Source organism: Rhodococcus sp. NPDC057014 (genome assembly GCF_042673295.1).
Lineage (GTDB): Bacteria > Actinomycetota > Actinomycetes > Mycobacteriales > Mycobacteriaceae > Rhodococcus_F.
This window is the reverse complement of sequence record NZ_JBHUSF010000064.1, coordinates 1-23,799: the sequence shown is the minus strand read 5'-3', so window position 1 is coordinate 23,799 and position 23,799 is coordinate 1. Positions and strand designations below refer to the sequence as shown.

At 68.3% G+C, this 23,799-nt stretch carries 22 protein-coding genes; 8 read left to right on the top strand and 14 right to left on the bottom strand.

Annotation, left to right across the window (positions count from 1 at the left end):
• Positions 1-31 precede the first annotated feature (31 nt).
• Positions 32-1,243: an ROK family protein gene (locus tag ACFTZB_RS15525; RefSeq protein WP_378432711.1), complete on the bottom strand. Its 1,212-nt coding sequence runs from the start codon at positions 1,241-1,243 to the stop codon at positions 32-34.
• 147 nt (positions 1,244-1,390) lie between these two features.
• Positions 1,391-2,152, bottom strand: coding sequence for a hypothetical protein (locus tag ACFTZB_RS15520; RefSeq protein ID WP_378432709.1), 762 nt, complete (start codon positions 2,150-2,152; stop codon positions 1,391-1,393).
• Positions 2,153-2,326: 174 nt separating this feature from the next.
• Between ACFTZB_RS15520 and ACFTZB_RS15515 the strand changes: the two genes are divergently transcribed.
• A complete protein-coding gene (locus ACFTZB_RS15515; RefSeq protein WP_378432708.1) occupies positions 2,327-4,006 on the top strand; it encodes a DNA repair helicase XPB in 1,680 nt (559 codons plus the stop codon).
• Between the two features lie 37 nt (positions 4,007-4,043).
• Positions 4,044-4,712 (top strand): DUF3239 domain-containing protein, encoded by a 669-nt coding sequence (locus ACFTZB_RS15510; RefSeq protein ID WP_378432706.1) that lies wholly within the window; start codon positions 4,044-4,046, stop codon positions 4,710-4,712.
• A 7-nt stretch (positions 4,713-4,719) separates the two neighbouring features.
• On the opposite strand, the gene ACFTZB_RS15505 is transcribed toward ACFTZB_RS15510, so the two are convergent.
• The 8 genes from ACFTZB_RS15505 to ACFTZB_RS15470 are packed head-to-tail and all read right to left on the bottom strand — an operon-like array spanning position 4,720 to position 12,829.
• A complete protein-coding gene (locus ACFTZB_RS15505; protein ID WP_378432704.1) occupies positions 4,720-5,283 on the bottom strand; it encodes a GNAT family N-acetyltransferase in 564 nt (187 codons plus the stop codon).
• Positions 5,284-5,342: 59 nt separating this feature from the next.
• Positions 5,343-6,332: an LLM class F420-dependent oxidoreductase gene (locus ACFTZB_RS15500; RefSeq protein WP_378432703.1), complete on the bottom strand. Its 990-nt coding sequence runs from the start codon at positions 6,330-6,332 to the stop codon at positions 5,343-5,345.
• Between the two features lie 13 nt (positions 6,333-6,345).
• On the bottom strand, positions 6,346-7,566 hold the full coding sequence (locus ACFTZB_RS15495) for an MFS transporter (protein ID WP_378432702.1): 1,221 nt from the start codon (positions 7,564-7,566) through the stop codon (positions 6,346-6,348).
• Entirely contained in the window at positions 7,563-8,906 is a 1,344-nt protein-coding gene (locus tag ACFTZB_RS15490; protein WP_378432700.1) for an LLM class flavin-dependent oxidoreductase, read from the bottom strand. The genes ACFTZB_RS15495 and ACFTZB_RS15490 overlap by 4 nt, the downstream gene beginning before the upstream one ends.
• A 24-nt stretch (positions 8,907-8,930) precedes the next feature.
• Entirely contained in the window at positions 8,931-9,806 is an 876-nt protein-coding gene (locus ACFTZB_RS15485) for an ABC transporter permease (protein WP_378432699.1), read from the bottom strand.
• A complete protein-coding gene (locus tag ACFTZB_RS15480; RefSeq protein WP_005244194.1) occupies positions 9,799-10,635 on the bottom strand; it encodes an ABC transporter ATP-binding protein in 837 nt (278 codons plus the stop codon). Before ACFTZB_RS15480 ends, ACFTZB_RS15485 begins: the two co-directional genes overlap by 8 nt.
• Positions 10,632-11,720, bottom strand: coding sequence for an ABC transporter substrate-binding protein (locus ACFTZB_RS15475; protein ID WP_378432697.1), 1,089 nt, complete (start codon positions 11,718-11,720; stop codon positions 10,632-10,634). The genes ACFTZB_RS15480 and ACFTZB_RS15475 overlap by 4 nt, the downstream gene beginning before the upstream one ends.
• 38 nt (positions 11,721-11,758) lie before the next feature.
• On the bottom strand, positions 11,759-12,829 hold the full coding sequence (locus ACFTZB_RS15470; RefSeq protein ID WP_378432696.1) for an ABC transporter substrate-binding protein: 1,071 nt from the start codon (positions 12,827-12,829) through the stop codon (positions 11,759-11,761).
• A 278-nt stretch (positions 12,830-13,107) separates the two neighbouring features.
• On the opposite strand from ACFTZB_RS15470, the gene ACFTZB_RS15465 reads away from it, so the two are divergent.
• A complete protein-coding gene (locus ACFTZB_RS15465; protein WP_378432694.1) occupies positions 13,108-14,028 on the top strand; it encodes a sigma-70 family RNA polymerase sigma factor in 921 nt (306 codons plus the stop codon).
• Here ACFTZB_RS15465 and ACFTZB_RS15460 read toward each other — a convergent pair.
• A complete protein-coding gene (locus ACFTZB_RS15460) occupies positions 14,003-14,602 on the bottom strand; it encodes a carboxymuconolactone decarboxylase family protein (protein WP_378432693.1) in 600 nt (199 codons plus the stop codon). The two genes, ACFTZB_RS15465 and ACFTZB_RS15460, sit on opposite strands and share 26 nt — an antisense overlap.
• A gap of 120 nt (positions 14,603-14,722) precedes the next feature.
• Here ACFTZB_RS15460 and ACFTZB_RS15455 point away from each other — a divergent pair, with 120 nt between their 5' ends.
• Positions 14,723-15,910, top strand: a complete 1,188-nt coding sequence (locus ACFTZB_RS15455; RefSeq protein WP_378432692.1) for a pyridoxal phosphate-dependent aminotransferase — start codon at positions 14,723-14,725, stop codon at positions 15,908-15,910.
• Positions 15,907-16,938, top strand: a complete 1,032-nt coding sequence (locus ACFTZB_RS15450; RefSeq protein ID WP_378432691.1) for an AraC family transcriptional regulator — start codon at positions 15,907-15,909, stop codon at positions 16,936-16,938. The genes ACFTZB_RS15455 and ACFTZB_RS15450 overlap by 4 nt, the downstream gene beginning before the upstream one ends.
• 12 nt (positions 16,939-16,950) lie before the next feature.
• On the opposite strand, the gene ACFTZB_RS15445 is transcribed toward ACFTZB_RS15450, so the two are convergent.
• Positions 16,951-17,376 (bottom strand): VOC family protein, encoded by a 426-nt coding sequence (locus ACFTZB_RS15445; RefSeq protein WP_124392660.1) that lies wholly within the window; start codon positions 17,374-17,376, stop codon positions 16,951-16,953.
• A gap of 221 nt (positions 17,377-17,597) precedes the next feature.
• Positions 17,598-18,245 carry a LysE family translocator gene (locus tag ACFTZB_RS15440; protein WP_378432690.1) on the bottom strand — a complete coding sequence of 216 codons (648 nt, stop codon included), beginning with the start codon at positions 18,243-18,245 and terminating at the stop codon, positions 17,598-17,600.
• A 145-nt stretch (positions 18,246-18,390) separates the two neighbouring features.
• Here ACFTZB_RS15440 and thpD point away from each other — a divergent pair, with 145 nt between their 5' ends.
• The 3 genes from thpD to ACFTZB_RS15425 all read left to right on the top strand — a co-directional run bounded on the left by thpD (position 18,391) and on the right by ACFTZB_RS15425 (position 22,431).
• Positions 18,391-19,302, top strand: coding sequence for an ectoine hydroxylase (thpD, locus tag ACFTZB_RS15435; RefSeq protein WP_378432689.1), 912 nt, complete (start codon positions 18,391-18,393; stop codon positions 19,300-19,302).
• A 172-nt stretch (positions 19,303-19,474) separates the two neighbouring features.
• Positions 19,475-21,625 carry an MMPL family transporter gene (locus ACFTZB_RS15430; protein WP_378432688.1) on the top strand — a complete coding sequence of 717 codons (2,151 nt, stop codon included), beginning with the start codon at positions 19,475-19,477 and terminating at the stop codon, positions 21,623-21,625.
• Positions 21,626-21,783: 158 nt separating this feature from the next.
• Positions 21,784-22,431, top strand: a complete 648-nt coding sequence (locus ACFTZB_RS15425) for an alpha-ketoglutarate-dependent dioxygenase AlkB (RefSeq protein ID WP_378432687.1) — start codon at positions 21,784-21,786, stop codon at positions 22,429-22,431.
• On the opposite strand, the gene ACFTZB_RS15420 is transcribed toward ACFTZB_RS15425, so the two are convergent.
• Entirely contained in the window at positions 22,432-23,520 is a 1,089-nt protein-coding gene (locus ACFTZB_RS15420; RefSeq protein ID WP_378432686.1) for a 3-deoxy-7-phosphoheptulonate synthase, read from the bottom strand.
• Between the last annotated feature and the right edge of the window lie 279 nt (positions 23,521-23,799).

Here is a 23,799-nt window from a genome sequence, read left to right as displayed (position 1 = left end):
CACCGAATTAACTCCGATGCTGTGATACACGTCACGAAATTCCGGCCAGCGGCCGCACGAAGCTGGTGAGCGGCGCCCGGTAGAGCTCCGCGAGGATCACGGAACCGGCCGACACCGGCAGTGCCCGCCCCGGAAAACTGGTGGACAACACGGACCACGACGGATCGTCACACGTCGCCGACGACTCCGCGACCGCGCGCCGGACCGTGTCCAGACATCCGGGAATCCCGCTCACGCTCTGGTCGCAGACGATGAGGACCTCCGGATTGAACAGATCCAGCAGGCGCGCCGCCACCACCCCGACACCGTGCGCGCGTTCCGTGAACAGTGCCAGCGCCTCCGGGTGCCGGCTACGGCCCGCGTCGAGGAGGTCGCGGAAGATCGGCCGCTCGATGATGCCCAGCTCCATCGCCCTGCGCACCAGCACCCGATCCGACAGGGTGGCCTGCACACATCCGGTGCGCCCGCACGCACACTCCTCGACACTGTTCTCGACGGGCACGTGCGCCACCGCCCCCGCCGCCGCGCGGGGGCCGTGGTGGACCACGCCGCCGGTCGCGAACGCGGCGTCCACCACGTTCCCGACGAAGAGTTGCACCACGCTCTCGCGCGCCCTCGGCTCCCCGAACAACACCTCCGCGTCGATGAGAGCGCGCGCGTGCGAATCCATCCGGACGTCGAGACCCGTGCGGTGCTCGAGGTCCGCGCGGACCGGGTACCCGTTCCATCCCGGGATCGGATGCTCGCGCACCACACCCGATTCGGAGTCGATCCAGCCGCCCGCCGCGAAACCGACACCGATCGGAATCGAAGGCTCACCGTGCTGGACGGCCAGCGCCTCCAGCGTCGTCACGGCGTTCCGCAGGATCTCGGCCGGTCCCAGCCCGTAGTGCGGATCGCGGGACCGTGCCAGCACCTGCCCGCGCAGGTCGAGCAGCGCCGTGGTCACGTGCGTGATGGCCAGATGGATGCCGTACACGACGTACCGGGTGTCGTCGACGTCCACCGGCACGTGTGGCCGTCCCAGTCCGGTGGGACCGGCGATCTCCGGCAGTTCCCGCAGCAGGCCGTGCTCGACGAGCTGCGCACTGGCCGTGGTCACCGTCGCGGGTGAGAGCCCGGTGACGCGGGCGATGGTGCTGCGTGCGATCGGCCCGTTGTCGAGGACCGTGCGCAGCACCGTGCCCGCGCTGGCGCCGGAACGTCCGGCGCCGCGCCGGGTGACGGGCTGCGTTCGCGCCATCGTTCCCCCTTCGCCGCGCGCAGTGATGTGGCCTGACCTCGAACGCTAGCGAAGGGGAACGTGCAGTTCAACGGACTCGATTCCCGTGAATTTAACTCCCTGTGAGTACTTGTCGACGTCCCGCGGTCAACAAGTACTCACGGGGCGCTAGCCACCCAGATTGACCTCGATGCAGTACGTGCGCTGGGGTTCGGAGAAGGCGATGGGGAAGGCGCTGTCGAACTCGTTGCACAGGGTTTCGTCGTCCTGGCCGTCCGCGCGTCTGACGACCTTGACGGTCTGCATGTCGGAGCAGTCGGACGGCACGATCCGGCCGTCGTCCTCCAGCAGGTAGCAGGAGTCCTCGATCATGTTCGGGACGAGGCACAGCGTGGTCTGCACGTCCTTGTCCTCGCCCACCAGGGTGTAGGAGAAGTAGTCCTCCCCGCACTGGACGTCGCCGTCGTTCTTCTGCGCCACCTCGTACGTGGCCTCGCTGTCGGAGCAGTCCCGTTTCTCGTGCGAGGTGTCGGCCGCGGTGGTCGACGCGGACTCGAAAAACAGGCAGTCGCCGACGTCGAGGGCGTTCTCGTCGGCGCTCTTCACCGCGTACACGCCGAACGCGGCGACGGCGGCGAGGATCACGACGGCGAGGACGCCGAGAGTGATGAACAACCCTTTCCGCGACTTCTTCGGCTGCGGGGGGTACTGACCGGGCGGGTACTGGCCGGGCTGCTGCCCGTATCCGCCCGGCGGATACTGACCGGGTTGCTGGGCGTACTGCCCCTGCTGGTACGGCTGCTGCGGGTACTGACCCTGCTGGTACGGCTGCTGCGGCCCACCCTGTGGGTACGGTTGCTGCGGGTTGTTCGGCGGTTCGCCGGGGACGCTCGGATCGGGGCGGTTCGGGTCGTCGGGGGGCTGGGTCATCGCGAGCCTCGTCTCTGGGTCGATCCATCCGGCTGCCCCTCAATTTAGGCCCCGACCGCCCCGGATGTGCAGGTATCGGCCCTGCCGGGGGCCGCGACGTGGCGCACCGCCGCCCGGATCAGGACAATGGACAGGCTGGCTACATCCGGCACCGCAATTTTCGAGGAGGCTTCCGTGACCGACGGACCGTTGATCGTCCAATCCGACAAGACCCTGCTGTTGGAGGTCGATCACGAACGCGCGAACGACGCCCGCCAGGCGATCGCGCCGTTCGCGGAACTCGAGCGCGCGCCCGAACACGTCCACACGTACCGCATCACCCCGCTGGCGCTGTGGAACGCGCGCGCCGCAGGACACGACGCCGAGCAGGTGGTCGATGCCCTCGTCAACTACTCCCGGTACGCGGTGCCGCAGCCGCTGCTGGTCGACATCGTCGACACGATGGCCCGGTACGGGCGCCTGCAGCTGGTGAAGAATCCCGCCCACGGTTTGACGCTGGTCAGCCTGGACCGCGCGGTCCTCACCGAGGTGACCCGGCACAAGAAGATCGCCCCGATGCTCGGTGCCCGCGTCGACGACGACACGGTGGTAGTCCACCCGAGCGAGCGCGGCCGCCTCAAGCAGATGCTGCTCAAGGTCGGCTGGCCGGCGGAGGACCTCGCCGGGTACGTCGACGGCGAGGCGCACGCCATCGATCTGGACTTCGACGGCACCTCCCCCGGGTCCGCGGACGGCCAGTGGCACCTGCGCGACTATCAGGAGATGGCTGCCGATTCGTTCTGGGCCGGCGGGTCCGGCGTCGTCGTCCTGCCCTGTGGTGCAGGCAAGACGATGGTCGGTGCGGCGGCGATGGCCAAGGCGAAGGCCACCACGCTGATCCTGGTGACGAACACGGTCGCGGGACGGCAGTGGAAGCGTGAGCTGATCGCGCGCACGTCGCTCACCGAGGAGGAGATCGGCGAGTACTCCGGCGAGCGCAAGGAGATCCGCCCGGTCACGATCGCCACATACCAGGTGATCACCCGGCGCACGAAGGGCGAGTACAAGCATCTGGAACTGTTCGATTCCCGCGACTGGGGTCTCGTGATCTACGACGAGGTGCACCTGCTGCCCGCCCCGGTGTTCCGCATGACCGCCGACCTGCAGTCCCGCCGGCGCCTCGGCCTCACCGCCACCCTGGTGCGCGAGGACGGCCGCGAGGGCGACGTGTTCTCGCTGATCGGACCGAAGCGGTACGACGCGCCGTGGAAGGACATCGAGGCGCAGGGGTGGATCGCTCCGGCCGACTGCGTCGAGGTGCGGGTGACGCTGACGGACGCCGAACGCATGGCGTACGCCGTCGCCGAACCCGACGAGCGGTACAAGCTGTGCTCCACCGCGCACACCAAGATCGCGGTGGTGAAGTCGATCCTGGAACGGCACACCGACGCACCGACGTTGATCATCGGCGCGTACCTCGACCAGCTCGACGAACTGGGTGAGGCGTTGAACGCCCCGGTCATCAAGGGGTCGACCAAGAACAAGGAGCGGGAGGAGCTGTTCGACCGTTTCCGGGCGGGTGAAATCCAGACGCTGGTTGTCAGCAAGGTCGCGAACTTCTCGATCGACCTGCCGGAAGCGTCTGTCGCCGTGCAGGTTTCGGGTACGTTCGGGTCCCGTCAGGAGGAGGCTCAGCGGCTGGGCCGCCTGCTGCGGCCGAAGCACGACGGCGGCCAGGCCCACTTCTACTCGGTGGTGGCGCGGGACACGCTCGACGCCGAGTACGCCGCGCACCGGCAGCGGTTCCTCGCCGAGCAGGGTTACGCGTACCGGATCACCGACGCCGACGACCTGCTGGGCCCGGCCATCGGGTAGCCGCCTGCCGCCGGAGCGGGCGCTCTAAGCTGGGGCCGTGCGACATTTCGAGTTCACCGTCGACCGGCCCTACGCGAAGTCCGTCAACCAGACGTTCGCCGACATGCGACGCCTGCAGGTGTCTGCGATCGTGGTGGCGTTGCTGTTCGCGGCCGCGGCTGTCGGTCTGATTCTGCTCGCCCATCCCTGGTCGATCATCCTCGGTGCCGTCGTGGCGATCGCCGCGCTGACGTCCGTGTGGGTGGCGTTCTGGGTGCCGAAGAAGGTCGGCAGCATCGAGGACCTGTACGCGAAGAGTCCGCTGGTGCCTGCCGTCGTCTCGGAGGTCCATCCCCGCGCGCTGACCCTGCTGTCGCTGATCGACGTCGCGAAGCCGTCCGCGGGCCGCCCGTCGTACGCGCTCGTCACCCGCAACGTTCCGATCCGCACCGGCCAGAAGCAGCGGGTGGGTGACCGGGTGCCGTCCGTCGCACTGCTGAACGACCGCAGCACCCACAGCACGTCCGACACCTGGGAGATGGTCAGCCCGATGCCGATCGCGTGGGGCACCCGCGACGCGGCCGTGCGGTCCCGCGCGGAGGACGCGATCGATCAGGTCGAGTGGGAGTTCCTGCAGAGCCGGATCGCCGAGTCGGAGCAGATCCGCACCAGCCCCGACCAGCGGGTCGCGGTGGCCGAGCACGACCTTCCGGAGGGTCTGCGCTGACGAGCCGCTAGCCGGGCCAGTCCCCCGCCGGTTCCCGCGGGTCGCCGGCCAGCAGGGCGGCAGCCCACGAATCGCGCCGGACGCCGCGCTGCACCAGCCCGGCGCGCTGGACGCCCTCGAACCGGAAGCCCACCCGGCGAGCGACTGCCGCCGAATCCCGGTTGCCGACGAACGCGCGCCATTCGATGCGTTCGAGGCCCATCCCGTCCGGCCGAAACGCGAAATCGCACACCAGGTTCACGGCGGTCGTCATCAGTCCCCGCGAGCGGGCGGACGGTGCCAGCCAGTACCCGATCTCCGCTGCCGTCATGTCCCGCGCCATCAGGCCGATCATCCCCAGCACCGGGCCGTTCTCGCGTTCCCGCAGCGCCCAGGTGGGACTGCGGTCGGCCCAGCCGGTCGGCACCGTCTGCCGCACGAATTGCTCGGCGTCCGAGCGCGAGTACGGGTCGGGCATCGTCGTCCATTCGGCGATCGACGCCTCGCCGCACGCGGCGCAGATCGCGTCGATGTCGGAGACGACCGGCGGGCTCAGCCACAGTGTGTCGGCGGCGAGGGTGACGACGAACATGCCCGCCACTCTATGCCCGGGGAACCGGCCGCCAGCACGTCCGGCCGGAGGGCCGGCCGTCATTGCAGCGCCGGCAGGACCTCCTTCTCGAACAGTTCGATGCCCGAGGTGTCGTAGGCGGCTTCGGGGAAGTAGAAGATGCCGTAGGACATGCCGAGTTCCTTCAGCGCCGACAGTTTCTCGACGATCTGTTCCGGCGTTCCCACGCCGGGCATGCCCCGGAACGCTCCGAGCGCGCCCTCGGCGGCATCGGCGCCGACGTGGGGGGTGAGCCGGTCCTTCAGGGTGAGCAACCGCTGCTCGACCTCCGCCTCGGTGGTGCCGATGGCGACGTTGTAGTTGGCCGAGCGGGTGATGGCGTCGAAGTCGGTGCCGACGGTGTCGCAGTGCTTCCGCAGGATCTCGGACTTCTGCGCGAATCCGTCGGGTGTGCCGTCGAAGTTGGTGTACTGCGCGTACTTTGCCGCGATCTTCAGCGTCACCTTCTCGCCGCCGCCCGCGATCCACAGCGGAATGCCGCCGTCCTGCAGCGGAAGTGGGCGGACGATGGCGCCGTCGACCTGGTAGTGCTTGCCTTCGAGGGTCGCGGTTCCGTTGGTCCAGGCCTGGCGCATGATCTGCACGCCCTCGTCGAGGCGGCCGAGACGCGTACCGGCGGAAGGGAATCCGTAACCGTATGCCTGCCATTCGTGCTCGTACCAGCCGCCGCCGATGCCCATCTCGATGCGTCCGCCGGAGATGAGGTCGGCGGTGGCGGCGACCTTGGCGAGGTAGGCGGGGTTGCGGTAGCTCATCGCCGTACACATCTGGCCGAGACGCACCCGCGACGTGACGGCCGCGAACGCGGACATGAGGGTCCACGCCTCGTGCGTGGCCTCCTCGGTCGGTGCCGGGACGGTGTGGAAGTGGTCGTAGACCCACAGCGAATCCCAGGACGAACCCTGGTCGGCGCGCAACGCGAAGTCGCGCATCACCGACCATTGATCCGCGGGATCGATTCCGACGAGATCCAGACGCCAACCTTGAGGAACGAACAATCCGAAGCGCATGAAACGAATGTACCTATGCTTCCTGTTTTTCGAGCGGTGAGGAATCCGGCTCCGCCGCGGGCGGCGGTGGCCAGGGGGAATAGATCGGGATGAACCGGAACAGGAGTCCGGCGCCGAGCAGTGCCGCTCCCCCGATCGCGGCGACGGCGGCGCCGAGCGGGACCACCGCGGCGAGCGCGCCGACCCCGAACGGTCCGGCGAACATGCCGGTGTCGTGGGTGAGCCGCCACGCTGCGAGGAATTCGGCGCGCGTGGCCGGTGGGGCGATGTCGGCGCCGAGCGTCATGATGACGCCGTTGCCGAGGCCGTTGCCGATTCCCATCACGACGGCGACGGCCCCGATGGACCACAGGTCGTGCGAGAACGGCAACGCCAGGTAGGACGCGCCGATCACCAGCAGCGACGGTACCGCGATGAACCTGCGGCCGTACCGGTCCATGAAATGTCCGGCCGGATACGAGCACAGCAGGTCGACGGCGGCACCGACACCGAAGACGAGGCTGACCTGGGCGGCGTCGAGTCCGAGGTGGGCGGCCCACAGTGGGAGCACCGCCTCCCGGGAGGCGCGGGCCGCGCCCATCAGGAGCGATCCGGCGCCCAGTGTGGCCAGCAGTTTCCGGTGCCGACGCAGGATCGACGGCAGCGTCGCGTGTCCGCCCACGGCGGCCGGGCCGCGGCGCGGCGGGTCGGGGACCCGCGACATCAGCCACCCGGACAGCACGACGCCGACGAACTGCACCATGAACCCGCCGCGCGCGCCGACCGCCAGGATCACGGCGGCACCGAGCAGCGGGCCCACGAAGAAGCCGAGCCGCCACATCGCCGCGAACGACGACATCGCCCGGGCCCGCAGCCCGATCGGCACGGCATCGGCCAGATAACTCTGGCGGGCCAGCCCCCACACGGCGTTCGCGAGTCCGGTCAGCAGTGCGCCGACACCGAGCATCCAGGGTGACTGCGCGAGGAGACAGACCAGCACACCGGTGGCGCCGACGGCACTGCCGCCGATGATGGACCGCCGCTCCCCGAACCTCGCAACGATCCGGCCCGCGGGCAGGTCGCCGAGGACGGCGCCGAGCCCGACGACCGCGACGATCAGCCCGGACACGGCCACCGACGCACCCAGTTCGCGGGCCGTCAGTGCCATGACCGGGGCTGCGGCGCCCTGTCCGATGCCGAAGATCGCGGCGGGGACGAAGACGGTGGTGACGAGAGGCTTCAGACCGCCGCTCATGCGCTCGCTTCGTCGACCGCGCCCGCGAACCGGTTGTCGACGTCCGCGAGTCCGTAGTGACCACGCAGGGTGGTCGCCGTGTACTCGGTGCGGAACAGTCCCCGCTGCTGCAGGATCGGGACGACCCGGTCGACGAAGTCGTCGAGTCCGCCGGGCAGGTACGGCGGCATGATGTTGAACCCGTCGGCCGCGCCCTGTTCGAACCACGTCTGCAGTTCGTCCGCCACCTGTTCCGGGGTGCCGGCGAACGTGCGGTGCCCGCGTCCGCCGCCGAGCAGCCCGATCAGCTGCCGGACGGTGAGCGATCCGTCCGCCGCGAGATCCTTCACCAGCTGGTACCGGCTCTTGTTGCCCTGGATCTCGTCGAGCGGCGGAAGCGGCGGCAGCGGCGCGTCGAGGGAATGCTTCGTGAGATCGACCCCGAGCATCGTCGACAGTTGCCGCAGCGAGTACTCGGGCGAGATCAGATCGGTGAACGACTGCTCGAGCGCCTTCGCCTCCTCTTCGGTGTCGGCGATGAACGGCACGATGCCGGGCAGCACCTTCAGGTCGCCGGCAGTGCGGCCGTGCTTCACGACCCGCGCCTTGAGATCGCGGTAGAACTCCTGCCCCTGCTCGAGGGTGCGCTGCGCGGTGAACACCGCCTCGGCGTACCGCGCCGCGAACTCCTTGCCGCTCTCGGACGATCCGGCCTGCACCAGCAGCGGCCGCCCCTGGGCGGATCTCGGCGAGTTGAGCGGGCCCTTGATCCGGAACCGCGGTCCGTCGTGGTCGACGGTGTGGACCTTGTCGGGGTCGGCGAACACGCCGGTCTCGGGGTCCAGCACCACCGCGCCGTCCTCCCAGCTGTCCCACAGGGCCAGCGTGACGTCGACGAATTCCTCTGCGCGCTCGTATCGTCCGCTGTGCGCGGGGATGCCGTCGACACCGAAGTTGGCGGCCTCGTCAGCGCCGGCCGACGTCACGATGTTCCACCCGGCCCGGCCGCTGCTGATGTGGTCGAGCGACGTGAACTTGCGGGCCAGGGTGTACGGGTCGGAGTAGCTCGTGGACGCCGTGGCGATCAGCCCGACGTGTTCGGTGGCGACGGCGATCGCCGAGAGCAGCGTGACGGGTTCGAAGATCGCCTGCGTGTTGTGCTTGATCCGCGGTCCGACGGCGAGACCGTCGGCGAAGAACACCGAATCGAGCTTGCCGCGCTCCGCGATCCGGCCGAGTTCCTGGAAGTGCGCGACGTCCAGAACGCGGTGCGCCTCGGTGCGGGGGTGGCGCCACGCCGCCTCGTGATGTCCCACGCCCATGAGAAACGCGTTGAGGTGGAACTGGGAATCCTGTGACATGTAGTTTTTCTTTTCCGGTAAGGACTAGACCCGCCAGCGGGACAGCCTGCGTTCGATCAGTACGAGAACGGCGTTGATCGTCAGGCCGAGAACCGAGATGGCGACGATGCCCGCGTACATGTTGGGGATCTGGAAGTTGAACTGGGAGGCCGTGATCAGGTAGCCGAGCCCCGCCTTGGCCCCGACCATCTCGGCGGCGATCAGCACGAGGATCGACGACGCGGCGGCCATGCGGATGCCGGTGAAGATGGTGGGAACGGCAGCGGGCAGGACCACCTTCTGGAACAGGCGCACCGGCGAGAGTCCCAGCGAGGACGCCGACTTGATCAGCAGCGGGTCGACGGTGCGGACACCGGAGATCGTGTTCAGCAGGATCGGGAAGGTGCACGCGTAGATCACCAGGGCGATCTTGGACTCCTCGCCGATGCCGAGGATCAGGATGAACACGGGGAGCAGCGCCAGCGCCGCCGTGTTGCGGAACAGCTCCAGGATCGGGTTCAGGAAGTCCGACACGGGCCGGTACCAGGCGATGGCGATGCCCAGCGGGATCGCGATCACGACGGCCACGAAGAAGCCGATCAGCGCGCGGGAGAGGCTGGCGGACACGTGCTGCCACAGCTCACCGCTCTGGAGCAGGTCGAAGAACGCCTCGATCACCGTGCTGAACGGGGGCAGGAACACCTCGTCGACGAGACCGACGCGGGGAGCGATCTCCCACAGCGCCAGGAACGCGACGATCGCGATGGACGGCTTCAGGATCCGCCACGCGAGCGGACGCAGCGCCGCGCCGGCCCGCTGGACGGCACCCGGCTCGGGCGGGGTGGAAGCGGGCGTCGGAGCCGCGGTCCGGGTCGGATCGGCGGCGACGGGAACTTCCGGTGTCGCGAGTGCGCTAGACATGTGCTTCCTCCTTCTCGATTACCTGTGCACGCTCCACTTCGCCGTGCAGCAGCGTCCAGATGCGGTGTCGGTAGTGCCGGAACTGCTCGTTGGACCGGACGTCCTCGCCGCTGCGGTCGATGTCGATGTCCACGAACGTCTTCACCCGGCCGGGGCGTGACGTCAGGACGGCGACCCGCTGCCCGAGGTAGATGGCCTCGTCGATGCCGTGGGTGATGAACAGGATGGTCTTGCCGGTCGCCTTCCAGATGCGGAGCAGTTCGTCCTGCAGCGACTCGCGGGTCTGCGCGTCGAGCGCGGCGAACGGCTCGTCCATCAGCAGCACCTCGGGGTCGAACGCCAGGCTGCGGGCGATCGCGACGCGCTGCTTCATGCCACCCGACAACTCGTGCGGGTAGCGGTCGCCGAACCCCTTCAGGCCGACGAGTTCGAGGTAGTGCTCGGCGAGTTCGCGCCGTTCCTTCTTGGGCAGTCCCTTTGCCTCGAGTCCGAACTCGATGTTGTGCCGTGCCGTCCGCCACGGCAGGAGCGCGTACTGCTGGAAGACGATGCCGCGGTCGAGACCCGGCCCGGTCACGGGCTGCCCGTCGAGTAGGATCCGGCCCGAGGTGGGGGTGCTGAGCCCGCCGAGCAGGTCGAGCAGCGTGGACTTTCCGCAACCGCTCGGCCCGACGAGGACGAGGAATTCGCCGTCCGCGAGATCGATGTCGATGTCTTCGATCGCGGTGAACTTGTCCTTCGACCCACGCACGTCGAATTGCTTGGTGACGTGCTCGAGGCGGAGCTTGGGCGTCTGAACCCGGTCGGGATTCGAGGCGGTGGTGCTCATTTCTGTCCTTCCAGTACTTCTCCGTCGGGCCCGCTCTCGGCGGGGAACGTGCCGTTGGCGTACGGGTTGAATTCGTTGGTGTACAGGTCGGTCGCGGTCAGCTTGCCCTCGTCGAGCTCACCGTTCCGGACGAGCCAGTCGATCCAGGTCTGCAGCTCCTTCTCCTGGATCACGGCCCCGGCGATGGGAATTCCGGAGCTGCGCCAGTAGTCGATGGCCTCGTCGCTCTCGTTGCGGCCACGCTTGTCGATGATGTTCTTCAGCCGTGCGACCACCTCCTCGCGCGGGGTCACCTGGGTCCAGCGGATGGCCCGGGCAGTGCCCTGCACGAAGTCCGCGACGGCGTCCTCGTTCTTCGCCAGGAAGTCGTCCCGCACCACGTACGTGCCGTAGCTGAATGCGCCGAACAGGTCCCGGTCCGTGAACAGCGGCCGGATTCCTCCACGCTCCTGGGCTGTTTCACGGTAGATGCCGTTGATCGCGGCCACGTCGATCTGGCCTTCGCGCAGCGCCTGTTCGTTGTTCACCGGCGGAACGACGATCAGCTCCACCTGCTGGATCTCGTCCGGGGTCAGGCCCTGCTGGGCCAGCCACTCCCGGACGAGGAACTCGTGGTGCGCGCCGAGCGTGTTCATCCCGACCTTCTTGCCGATCAGGTCCCGCGCCGAGCGAATGGGGCTGCCGTCCAGCACGAAGTAGCCCGTGAACTCGCCGGCATCCGCGCCGTAGGAACTCAGCACCGACGTGATCGGCGCCCCCGCGGCGTTGAGTTTGACGACGGCTCCGTTGAACGCCGAACCGAATTCGACGTCACCGGTGGCCGCGGACTGGATGTCCTGCGGGCCGCTGGTGGTGTCGCCGACCCATTCGAGTTTCACCTTGTCGTAGTACCCCAGGTCCTCGGCGAGTTCGTGGAATCCCACGTCTCCGGCCCACCCCTGGTACCGCAGGACCGTCTTCCCGTCCTCGGTGGTGGCGGTGTCCGACGAGCCGGCACATCCCGCCACTCCCGAGGCCAACGTGAACAGTGCTGCGGTCGCCGCGAGTGCGCGCACGGCGCCTCGCCGGAACCGGGAGTGGGACATCGACTTCACTTTCTTCTCGGAAGGAACTGGGGTGGAATTCATTTGGCGGCCAGCGCTTGTCCGTCGGGGCCGCTGTCGGCGGGGTACGTGCCGTTGGCGTACGGGTTGTATTCGTTGGTGTAGACGTCGGCGGTCGTGAGCTTGCCGTCCTCGAGTTCCCCGTTGCGCACGAGCCAGTCGATCCAGGTCTGGATCTCCTGGTCGGTGAGCACGCCACCGGGGCCTGCGACACCCGGCGACTTCCAGTAGCCGACGAGGTCGGTGTTCTCGTTGCGGCCGCGCCCGGTGATGATCTCCTTGTACTTCGCGATGACCTCGTCGCGGGGCGTCACCTGCGTCCAGCGGATGGCGCGGGCCGTGCCCTGCACGAAGTCGGCGACGGCGTCCTTGTTCTTCGCGATGAAGTCGTCGCGGAAGATCAGCGAACCGTAGGTGAAGGAACCGAAGATGGATTCGTCGGTGAACAGCGGTCGGATGCCGCCGCGTTCGACTGCCTTGTCGCGGAACACGCTTCCGAGCGTGCCGACGTCGATCTGCCCCTGGCGCAGCGCCTGCTCGGTGTTCACCGGCGGCACGACGGTCAGCTCGACCTGCTTGATCTCGTCCGGAGTCAGGCCCTCCCGAGCCAGCCACTCCCGCACCAGGAACTCGTGATGCGCGCCGAGCGTGTTCATGCCGACCTTCTTGCCGATCAGGTCACGTGCCGACGTGATCGGGCTTCCGTCGAGCACGTAGTACCCGTTGAACGTCTCCTTGTCGGAGCCGTAGTAGCCGATGACGGACGTGATGGGAGAATCGGCCGCGGCGAGCTTCAGGACCGCTCCGTTGAACGCCCCACCGAAGTCGGTCTGGCCCGTGGCGGCGTTCTGAATGCTCTGCGGCCCACTGGTGGTGTCGCCGATCCAGTTCAGTTCGACCTTCTGGTAGTAGCCCAGGTCGGCCGCGAGTTCCGGGAACGAGACCTGGCCCGTGGTGCCCTCGTAGCGCAGCACGGTCTTGCCGTCGGCGGTCGTGGTGGTTTCGGACTTGGAGCAGGCAACAGCGAGACTGGTGAGGGAGAGGAGGGCGGCAGCGGCCGCCAGAGTCCGCGCGAAACGGGGACGAATCATCGAAGGTCTTCCTAGTGTGTGATGCCCGCGAACGACGAAGCAGCGGGCCGTGCGAGCGCACTCCGGCCGGCCCGGCGGTCGCCGGAGGGGGGTTGGCAGGACGTGCAGAAGAAAAGGGGTGCGGAAAAGCCAGGTCAGCTACGACAGCCGAAACACTGGAACATGGCAGACTCCCTGGACGTGGTGTGGTCGCCACACCATACGTCCGGACCCACCATCAGGGTCAACGGTTACGCACACGACGGATTTTATGTCTGGACCGCACGTAGGATATCGGCATGCCCACTGCGACGCTGGTCGACGAATTCGAGTCCCACCGGCGGCATCTGCTCTCGGTAGCGTACCGGCTGACCGGAAGCGTCAGCGACGCCGAGGACGCCGTGCAGGAGTCGTGGCTGCGACTCGACGACGCGAACGCCGCGACCATCCGCGACCTCGGGGCCTGGCTGACCACGGTGGTCGGGCGGATCTGCCTCGACCGGTTGCGTTCGGCCGCGGTGCGGCGGGAACAGTATGTCGGCCAATGGCTTCCGGAGCCGGTCGTCACCGGGCTGTCACCGTCCGCCGAGCCGGACCCCTTGGAGGCGGTCGTCCGGGACGAGGACAACCGCCTCGCGGCGCTGATCGTGCTCGACACCCTCACCCCGGCGCAACGGGTCGCGTTCGTGCTGCACGACGGCTTCGGGGTGCCGTTCGACGAGGTGGCGGGGATTCTCGGCATCGAGACGCCCGCGGCGCGCCAGCTCGCGTCGAGGGCCCGCAAGGCGGCTGCCGCAACGACACCCGCCGTTCCCGACGAGGAACATGCTCTCGCCGTGCAGCGGCTGCTCGAGGCACTCGCCGGCGGCGACCTCGACGCGGTGGTCGCGGCCCTGCACCCGGACGCCCTCGTCATCGGCGACGCCAACGGCACCACGAGCACCGCCGTCAACGTCATCCGCGGCGCCGACAAATTCGCCCGCTTTTTCCTCGGCCTCGTCCAGCGGTACGGGCCGGAGGTGTTCACCGCCATGGAGCTGGTTCTGGTCAACGGCCAGCTCGGTTACTTCACCGCCGGATTCACCGGAGACGATGCCCACCGCAGCTCGCCTGCGCGAGTGGGTGGGTTCACCGTCCGCGACGGTCTCGTCTACGCGGCGTACGACATCGCCAACCCGGAGAAGTTCGCCGGGATCATGCTCCCGGACCGTCCGTCGTGACGCGGGTGTCGTCGGCCCACGGCACCCGGCACGAATCGGTGCCGAACCCCTGTTCGGTGATGCCCAGCGCCGAGTACATCCGGGCGCGCATGTTCTCGATACCGATCTGATAGGACAGTTCGACGACCCCGGCCCGGCCGAACCGCCGCTCGAGATCCGCCACCTGCTCGTCGGTGACGGTGGTGGGCGTCGCCGTCATCGCGTCGGCGTAGGCGATGGCCGCGCGCTCGTCCTCGCTGTACGCGGGCGAGTCGGCGTAATCGGCGATGTGCTTCAGCCGCTCCACGTCCAGACCGTCGAGGCGTTGCAGCATCGTGCCGAAATCCACGCACCACGAGCAGCCGATCGTCCACGCCACGCGGAAGACGGCGATCTCCCGCACGTTCGCCGGGAGGACAGTCGACGCCTTCTGCACCGCCAACTCGTGCCGGGCGGAGGCGACGAACAGTTTGCGGTGATGGGCGAGCACGGCAAACGGCTCGGGCACCTCGTCGAACTTGTGGGCAGCATATTTGTAGGCGACCTTCACCAGCGGGCTCGCGTCCGCGGGGGCCACTGCGGGAATGCGGGGCATTGCGTCCTCCATCGTCACCGGGCGTCGTTCGCGCGCCGTCTACAGAGAAGACGAGGCAGCCTCGCAGAACGTGACGCGGCCCTGTGCAACCGGCGCCGGCACACCGACTACGCTGCAGTAATGCCCGCAACGCCGCGCAACCGCACCGTCCAGCGCTTGCAGCCGTTCGCGTCCACCATCTTTGCCGAGATGACCGCGCTCGCCGTGCGTCACGACGCGATCAACCTCGGTCAGGGTTTCCCCGACACCGACGGTCCCGCGTCCATGCTCGACACCGCGCGGCAAGCGATCGCGGACGGGCTCAACCAGTACCCACCCGGCCCCGGCATGACCGTGCTCCGGCAGGCGGTCGCGGCCGACCGTCTGGCCCGGTACGGGCTCGACCACGACCCCGACTCGGAGGTGCTGGTCACCGTCGGCGCCACCGAGGCCATCAGCGCCGCCATCCTGGGTCTGGTCGAACCGGGTGAGGAGGTGGTGCTGATCGAGCCGTACTACGACTCCTATGCGGCCTCGGTCGCGTTGGCGGGTGCGGTGCGGCGCAGCGTGCCGCTCGCCCGCTCGGGACAGGACTTCGTCGTCGACCTCGACGCGCTGCGGGCCGCGATCACACCGAAGACCCGGATGCTGGTGATCAACACCCCGCACAATCCGACGGGCACCGTGTTCACCCCGGACGAGGTCGCCGCCGTCGCGGAACTGGCCTGCGAGCACGATCTGCTGGTGCTGAGCGACGAGGTGTACGAGCACCTGGTGTTCGACGGCCGGACGCACACCGCCCTGGCCACCCTCCCGGGAATGTACGAACGGACCGTCTCGGTGTCGAGCGCCGCGAAGACGTTCAACGTCACCGGGTGGAAGATCGGCTGGGCGTGCGGTCCAGCGGAACTGATCGACGCGGTCCGCACCGCGAAGCAGTACATGTCGTTCGTCGGCGGCGGACCGTTCCAGCCCGCGGTGGCGCACGCGCTGAGCCACGAGCAGCAGTGGGTGAAGGAACTGCGGGACAGTCTCCAGGCCAAGCGGGACGTGCTGTACGACGCGCTCGTCGCGTCCGGTCTCGAGGTCCATTCGGGCGGCGGCACGTACTACCTGTGCGCCGACATCACCGCGATCGGCGAACGCGACGGCATCGACTTCTGCCGCACACTGCCGGAGCGCATCGGTGTGGCCGCGGTGCCGGTCAGTGTGTTCACCGACCATCCGGAGCCGTGGAACCCGCTGGTGCGGTTCGCTTTCTGCAAACAGGATCACGTGCTCGAGGAGGCCGCGCGGCGGCTACGGACCCTCGGGGAGCCCGGATCGTGACTGCCCGCACCATCCCCGCCGACTTCGTGCGGCGGGCGCTCGACCTGTCGGCGCGCAGCGGGGCCGACCTCTCCCCCGCGCTGTCGGCGGCGGGAATCACGACGGCGTCGCTGGGGGATCCGCTGGCCCGGTTGACGCCGGCCCAGGTCACTGCGTTCACGCAGGCCGTCTGGCAGATCACCGGCGACGAATTGTTCGGCCTCGGCCCGGCACCGGTTCCCCGCGGCACGTTCCGGCTCGTGTGCCTCGCGCTGATCCACACCGCGGACCTGTCCGCCGCCCTCGAGCGGATGGCCGACATTCTCCGCGCACTGCCGTCCCTGCCGCCGTTGCACATCGGTCCCGGCGTCCATGGCGGAACCCGGATGACCATCGACATCCGCCCGGCCTCGGCGGCGCCGACGACCGGGGACGGGCAGGCGTCGGTCGAGGCGGTGCGCGTCGTCACCGACTTCCTGCTGATCCTTCTTCACCGGTTCGCAGCGTGGCTCGTGGGCAAGAGGGTCCGGTTGCTGGCGGTGGAACTGCCGTATCCGGCGCCGCTGCCGCAGCTCGCCGAGAATTACGATCACATCTTCGGTGTCCCCGTGACATTCGATTCCGACATTCCCGCAATCGAATTCGACAACTCCGTGATGCGGGCACCCATCATCCAGACCGAGGAGACGCTCGCGGAGTATCTCCGCGAGTCACCGACGCTGCTGATGTCGGAGCGTGATTACGACAGCACGGCGTCGGCACAGGTACGCCGGGTTCTCGAGCACGGCATGAAGGGCCGCACCTCGACGGCCGAGGACATCGCGGAGATGCTGTCGATCAGCGTCCCCCACCTGCGCCGCTTGCTCCGGCAGGACGGGACGTCGCTGAACCAGCTGCGGGAGGAAGTGCTCCGCGACGCCGCCGTCGCCGGGCTCAGGCGCGGCGAGTCCGTGGAGGACCTGTCGGCGCGGCTCGGCTTCTCCGAGCCCAGCGCGTTCCGTCGCGCCTTCAAGCGCTGGACCGGCAGCACCCCGAGTTCCTACCGCTGAGTGGCCGGCGCGTCAGCTGACGCAGAACTCGTTGCCCTCCGGGTCGGTCATCGTGACCCACTCGCTCGGCCCCTGACGGCCCCGGTGGAGCACGGTGGCACCGGCCTGCTCGAGCTTCTCGGCGACCTCGTAGCGGGCGTCCCCGACTCTGATGTCCAGGTGGAGCCGGTTCTTCACCGTCTTCCGTTCGGGAACCAGCTGGAACAGCACGCGGGGGCGCTCGGGGTGTTCCGGGTCGCGGATGGCCTGGCCCTCCCTCCAGACCAGGACACCCTCGAATTCGATGGTGTCGGACTCCTGCGCGTGGCCGGCCTGCACGAGCCCGCGGATGAACTCCTCATCGCTCGGCTCCACCTCCCAGCCGAGCGTCTGAGCCCACCATTTGGCCAGGGTATGCGGGTTCTCCGAGTCCACTGTGACTTGAAATTCGTATCCCATGGCCCGACGGTACAGCGGAGCACCGACAGATCCCCGTGAGACGCGGTCCGCGTCAGGGTTCGACCAGAATCCGCACGGGATCTCCCTCGTGGTTCGCGAGCTTCTCGATGCCCTTCGCGACGTCCTCGAGCGGGACGATCTCGCTACGAGCACTTCACCGGGACCGGGCTCGGGGACCGGAACATCCTCCACAGCAATCATTTTCGTGTCGCAGGACCGGCTCAGACGACCGCAGGCCGGCTCCGGTCCAGCGCGAGGTGGACGGCGAGACCGCCGAGGACGCTTCCCATCACGAACTTCTGCGCCCGCAACCACACCGGGCGTCCCGACAGGAATGTCGCGACAGTTGCTGCAACGCAGACGATCAGCGCATTCACGGTGAGCGCGACCACGATCTGCACACCGCCCAGCAGCAGGCTCTGCAACCAGACCGGCCCGGCGCCGGGGTGCACGAACTGCGGGATCAGCGCCAGGTACATCACCGCGATCTTCGGGTTGAGCAGGTTCGTCGTCAGACCCATGACGAGGAGCCGGGTGGACGAATCCCGGGGCAGGACGCGTGACGGAGCGAACGGGGTGTGGCCACCGGGCCGCAACGCCTGCCAGGCCAGCCAGCCCAGATAGCACGCTCCGGCCAGCTTCAGCGCGGTGTACGCCTGCGGGACGGCGGAGAAGACCGCCGAAATGCCCAGTGTCGCAGCGGTCAGATAACACAGGAAGCCGAGGGCGACACCGACCAGCGAGACGAGGCCCGCCGCCCTGCCCTGAGTGACGCTGCGCGAGACCAGATACACCATGTTGGGGCCCGGTGTGAGAACCATGCCGAGAGCGATCGCCGCCACACCGAGTACCGCCGCCGAGTCGATCATGTTCGCCACGATCCCATCGCGGCGACGCGCCGTCGCGGTCCAGTCCAGCCTCGGTGGACCTGTGTCCGGGTTGCATTCGTCGACGACCAGTGAGAACGTCGGAAGAGTAAAGCGTTGTCCAATCCGAAAGGGTGAAACACGAGTTATGCGTACGGCCGTAGCCGACAACTACCCCACGCGGGACCGCAACGAGTGCACGATGACCGTCCGTCGGGATCCGGTCACCTGGTCCGATCCGAAACGGGGTGATGCCCGGTCCGGTCCGCTCACCGCAAGTCAGATTGCCGACTACGACGCCCGCGGTTATCACTCCGCCGACGCGATCATCCCGCCTCGCGACGTGTTCGATCTGGTCGACGAGATGACCCGCCTCGCCGACACCGACACTCTCCGCGGCGACAACCGCATCGTGCGGGAGAACGGTGACGGCGCCGTCCGTTCCGTGTTCGACGTGCACCGTCTCAGCGACGTCGTCGACGAGATCATCCGGCGCCCCGAGGTGGTGGGCATCGCCCGCCAGATCCTCGGTTCGGACGTCTACGTCCACCAGTCGCGGCTCAACTTCAAGCCCGGTTTCACCGGCGGCCCGTTCTACTGGCACTCCGACTTCGAGACCTGGCACGCCGAGGACGGCATGCCCACCCCGCGCGCCGCGAGCATCTCGATTGCGCTCACCGAGAACTACGGGCACAACGGCGGGTTGATGATCATGCCGGGGTCGCACCGCGCGTTCGTCTCGTGCGCGGGCGAGACGCCCGAGGACTACTACAAGGAATCGCTGGTCAGCTACGTTCCACCCACCGGGTCGCCCGATCAGCCGACGCTCACCCGGATGGCCAACGAATACGGCATCGACACGATGACCGGATCGGCAGGCTCCGCCACCGTGTTCGATTCCAACTGCATGCACGGCTCGAACGGCAACATCACGCCGTTCGCGCGGTCCAACCTCTTCATCGTGTTCAACAGTGTGGAGAACACCCTGACGGATCCGTTCTCGGCTCCCGCGCCGCGCCCCGAATACCTCGGTAGCCGGGATTTCACCCCCTTGCGGTAACGAGCACCATGACGTACCGCGGCCCCGCTCCCTGATGTCGGAACGGGGCCGCGGTCTGTCGATACGGCGAAACCCGTAGCCTTCGCGACGCCGTGCATGCGACGATGGCTTGGCAACGGTTCGACCGCCCGGCCCCGGGCGCAGGCCGAACCTTCATCTCCCGGAACGGGGAATGATGTTTGCCTACATCGCGCGCACCGTCGTCGCACACCCGTGGCAGGTCATCGCGGCCTGGGTGGTCGCGGCCGTTGCCGTCATTCTGTTCGCACCCAGCCTCGACGACTACACCACCGGCAATCAACAGACGTTCCTGCCCAGTTCATTCGAGTCCTCCGAGGCGCAGGCCGTCGGCAACCAGTATTTCCCCAGCCTGTCGGGCGCAACCGGCAGCCTGGTGGTCGTCCGCGCCGACGCCGCCCCGCTGTCACCCGCCGACCAGCAGACGGCACTGAATCTCGCGACGTCGCTGCAGAATTCGGCGATCCCGGGAGTCGTCAGCGTGCAGGGGTCGCCTGCGTCGCTGTCCGCCGACGGGACAGCCGCCGCGCTGCAGGTGGTGTTCGACGGACAACCCGGCGACGACCAGGTCAATGCCGCCGTGCCGGTCATCCGCGGCGATGCGGAGCAGCAACTGAACGGCACCGGACTGGTGAGCGGGCTGACGGGAAACGCCGCCATTCAGGTCGACACGACCGCCGCATACGACAACGCGGACAAGGTCATCACGATCGCCACCGTCATCGTGATCCTCACCCTGCTCGGTCTGATCTTCCGCAGTCCCGTCATCGCCGTCCTGCCGGTCGCCGTGATCGGCGTGGTGCTCGCCGTGGTCACCGGCCTGACCGCCGTCCTCGCCGATCTGTTCGACTTCCAGGTCAGCACGTCGCTGCAATCGATACTCGTGGTCGTCCTGTTCGGCGTCGGCACCGACTACATCGTCTTCCTGCTGTTCCGCTATCGCGAACGGCTGCGGCAGCAGGCCGCCGCGGGGTCCACCACCGACACGCATCGCGAAGCGCTCGTCTTCTCCACCGACGTGGTCGGGCGGGTCGTCGCGTCGTCCGCGCTCACCGTCATCGTCGCGTTCGCCGCACTGCTGCTGGCGAAACTCGGGTCGCTCACCACGCTCGCGCCCGGCCTGATCGTCGCCGTGGCCGTCATGCTGGTGACCGCCTTGACGCTCATTCCCGCCGTGTTCACAGTCCTGGGCCGCCACCTGTTCTGGCCGCTCGGCCCGGGGCACGACAGCCCGCACACACCGTTCGCGTCGATCGGCACCGCGATCGGGCGTCGTCCGGCCGTGTTCGCCGTCGTGATCGGCGTCGTGCTGATCGCACTCGCGTCCTTCGCGTCCGGCTACAAGTCGACGTACAACACACTGGGCGAACTGCCGTCCGACACGCCGTCGCAGCAGGCATTCGACACCCTCGACCGATCCTTCCCCGCGGGTGCACTGAGCCCCACCCAGGTATACGTCGTGGCACCCGGACCACTCGATCCCGCATCGCTGACCCCGCTCGTCACTGCCCTCACACAAGTTCAGGGCGTGTCCTCCGTCGCGCCGCCGCGACCGAGCCAGGACGGTCGCGCCGCGCTCGTCAACGTCGTGCTCGCCGACGACCCCTATTCGAACGCATCCCTCGATCTCGTCGAGGGCCCGATCCGCGACGCGGCCCACGGTGCCGTCCCCGGATCGGAAGTCGTTGTGGGAGGGCAGACGTCCACGTTCGTCGACGTCCGCGCCCAACTCGCGGCGGATACCCGCAGGGTGTTCCCCGTCGCCGCCGTCGCGATCGCACTGATCCTCGCCGTGCTCCTGCTCGCCGTCCTCGCCCCGCTCAACCTGCTGGTGTGCGTGGCCCTCACGTTCGTCGCCACCCTCGGCGCCGTGGTGCTCGTGTTCCTGCACGGCCTCGGCTACGACGGGATCGACTTCTCCATTCCGATCGTGCTCTACCTGTTCGTCGTCGCGATCGGCACCGACTACAACATCCTGCTCGCGTCTCGTCTGCGCGAGGAATTCCGCAACGGGTACGCGCCTCGCGATGCGGCACGGATCGCCGTCGCCAACGACGCCCCGACCGTCGCCGCGGCCGGTCTGATCCTGGCGCTGACGTTCGCCTCCCTGACCCTCACGGGACTGGCCAACCTCGCCGAACTCGGCTTCGGCGTCGCGATCGGTGTCGCCATCGCCGCCTTCGCCATGGCCCCGATGCTCGTGCCGAGCCTGTCGGCACTCGAAGGTCGCGCCTTCTGGTGGCCGAGCAGGCAGAAGGCGGTCGTGGACACCGGCGACGACCGCGAGCCTGCCGTGCCGCGGTAGCCGCCCCTCGTATCGGGCAGACGCACCACTTCTCCGTCACCGCACTACTTCTTGCGCCCAAAATGGCGAGCACGAATCGAGAAGGGGTGCGTCCGAGCGGCGACCGCCCTCTCGAGATAATGGGAACATACGTTCGAATCTTGAGGTAGTATGGCCGCATGACTTCCGCGGATGCGCGGTATGCGCTCCAGGCTTCGCTGTTCGACGACGCGTCGGGCGGTGTGGAACTGGGCGAGCTCGGGCCGACGGTGCGGCGCCGCACGCTGACGGCCGGGGCGTGGGTCGACGTGCGACCGGGGTGGATGACCGGTTCCGACGAGCTGTTCACGACGCTCGCGGAGACGGTGCCGTGGAAGGCGGAGCGGCGCCAGATGTACGACCGGGTGGTCGACGTACCGCGGCTCGTCCGGTTTTACCGCGAGGACGAGCCGCTCCCCGACCCTCTGCTGGTCACCGCGCGGGACGCCCTGAGCCGGCATTACCTGCGCGAACTCGGCGAGAAATTCGCCACGTCCGGACTGTGCTTCTACCGCGACGGGTCCGACAGCGTCGCCTGGCACGGCGACGACACCGGTCGCAGCCGCACGGAGGACACGATGGTCGCCATCTTGTCGCTCGGCGCCGCGCGTCCGCTGCTGCTGCGTCCGCGCGGCGGCGGGCACTCGATCCGGTACTCGCTCGGCCACGGTGACCTGCTGGTGATGGGTGGTTCCTGCCAGCGCACCTGGGAGCATTGCATACCGAAGAGTGCCCGCCCGCTCGGACCGCGGATCAGCGTCCAGTTCCGGACGCGGGGCGTGCGGTGATCACTTCCGGCGTGCGGCCACCGCCTGGGCGAGGCGGTCCAACTGTGCCGCCGTCGTGTTCCAGTCGATGCAGGCGTCGGTGATGGACTGGCCGTACGTGAGCTCCTCCGACTTTCCGAGGGTGAGGTCCTGGCGTCCGGCCTCGATGAAGCTCTCCACCATCACACCGACGATCCCCTTCTCGCCCGCCTCGAGACGGGCCGCGATGTCGTCCAGCACATCGACCTGCTTCTCGTGGTTCTTGCTGCTGTTGCCGTGGCTGGCGTCGATGACGACCCGCTCCGGCAGACCGCCCTTGCGCAGCCGGGCGAGGGTGTCCGCGACCGTCTCGGCGTCGTAGTTCGGTCCGTCGCTGCCGCCGCGGAGAATGACGTGACAGTCGGGGTTGCCGACCGTGCGGATCAGCGCGGCCTGCCCGTCGAGGTCGGTACCGGGGAACACGTGACTCGCCGCGGCGGCGCGGGTGCCGTCCACGGCCACCTGCACGTCTCCTTCCGTCGAGTTCTTGATTCCGACAGGCATCGACAGTGCGCTGCACAGCTGCCGGTGCACCTGGCTGGCAGCGGTGCGGGCACCGATCGCGCCGTAGGTGACGAGGTCCGCGATGTACTGCGGCATGATCGGGTCGAGGAACTCGCAGCCGACCGGCAGGCCGAGCGAGGACACGTCGAGCAGCAGTTTGCGGCCCATACGGATCCCGGTGTCGATGTCGAACGTGCCGTCCAGGTGCGGGTCGTTGAGCAGACCCTTCCAGCCCAGCGTGGTGCGCGGCTTCTCGAAGTAGACCCGCATCACGATGTGCAGGTCGTCGCGCAGTTCCTCGGCCTTGGCGGCGAGCCGGCGGGCGTAGTCCATGGCGGCGACGGGGTCGTGCACGGAGCACGGGCCGACCACGACGAGCAGGCGGTCGTCATCGCCGTTCAGCACGTTCACCGTGTCGGCGCGGCCCGAGCGGACGGTCGCGGACGCGACGTCGTCGGGGGCGTGTTCGCGGCGCACGACAGACGGCGCCACCAGCGGGCTGATGCTCACGGTGCGCTGGGCGTCCAGGCGATCACTGCTGGTCGTGGTGTCGAGAGTGACAGTCATGGGTTCGGGTTCCTGTTCTCAGGCCGGCCCTCGAAGACTGTGGAGATTCCCGCGAGCCGGTCTGTAATCCGGCTCTGGGGTGGAGGAGGTCAGCGCGTGGTTACGCCGACCGGCCCACCCGGGGCCGGCCTGCTAAACCAGAAATATGCGCGCTGCATGACGGCCACAGTAACGGCTGACCCGAATCGGCGCCACACCGACCCCGGGCGGTGGCGCTTCGCGCCCGTGAGTGGTTTACGAGTCTATGGCCTCGTCAGCCACACACGGGGCCGGAGGCCC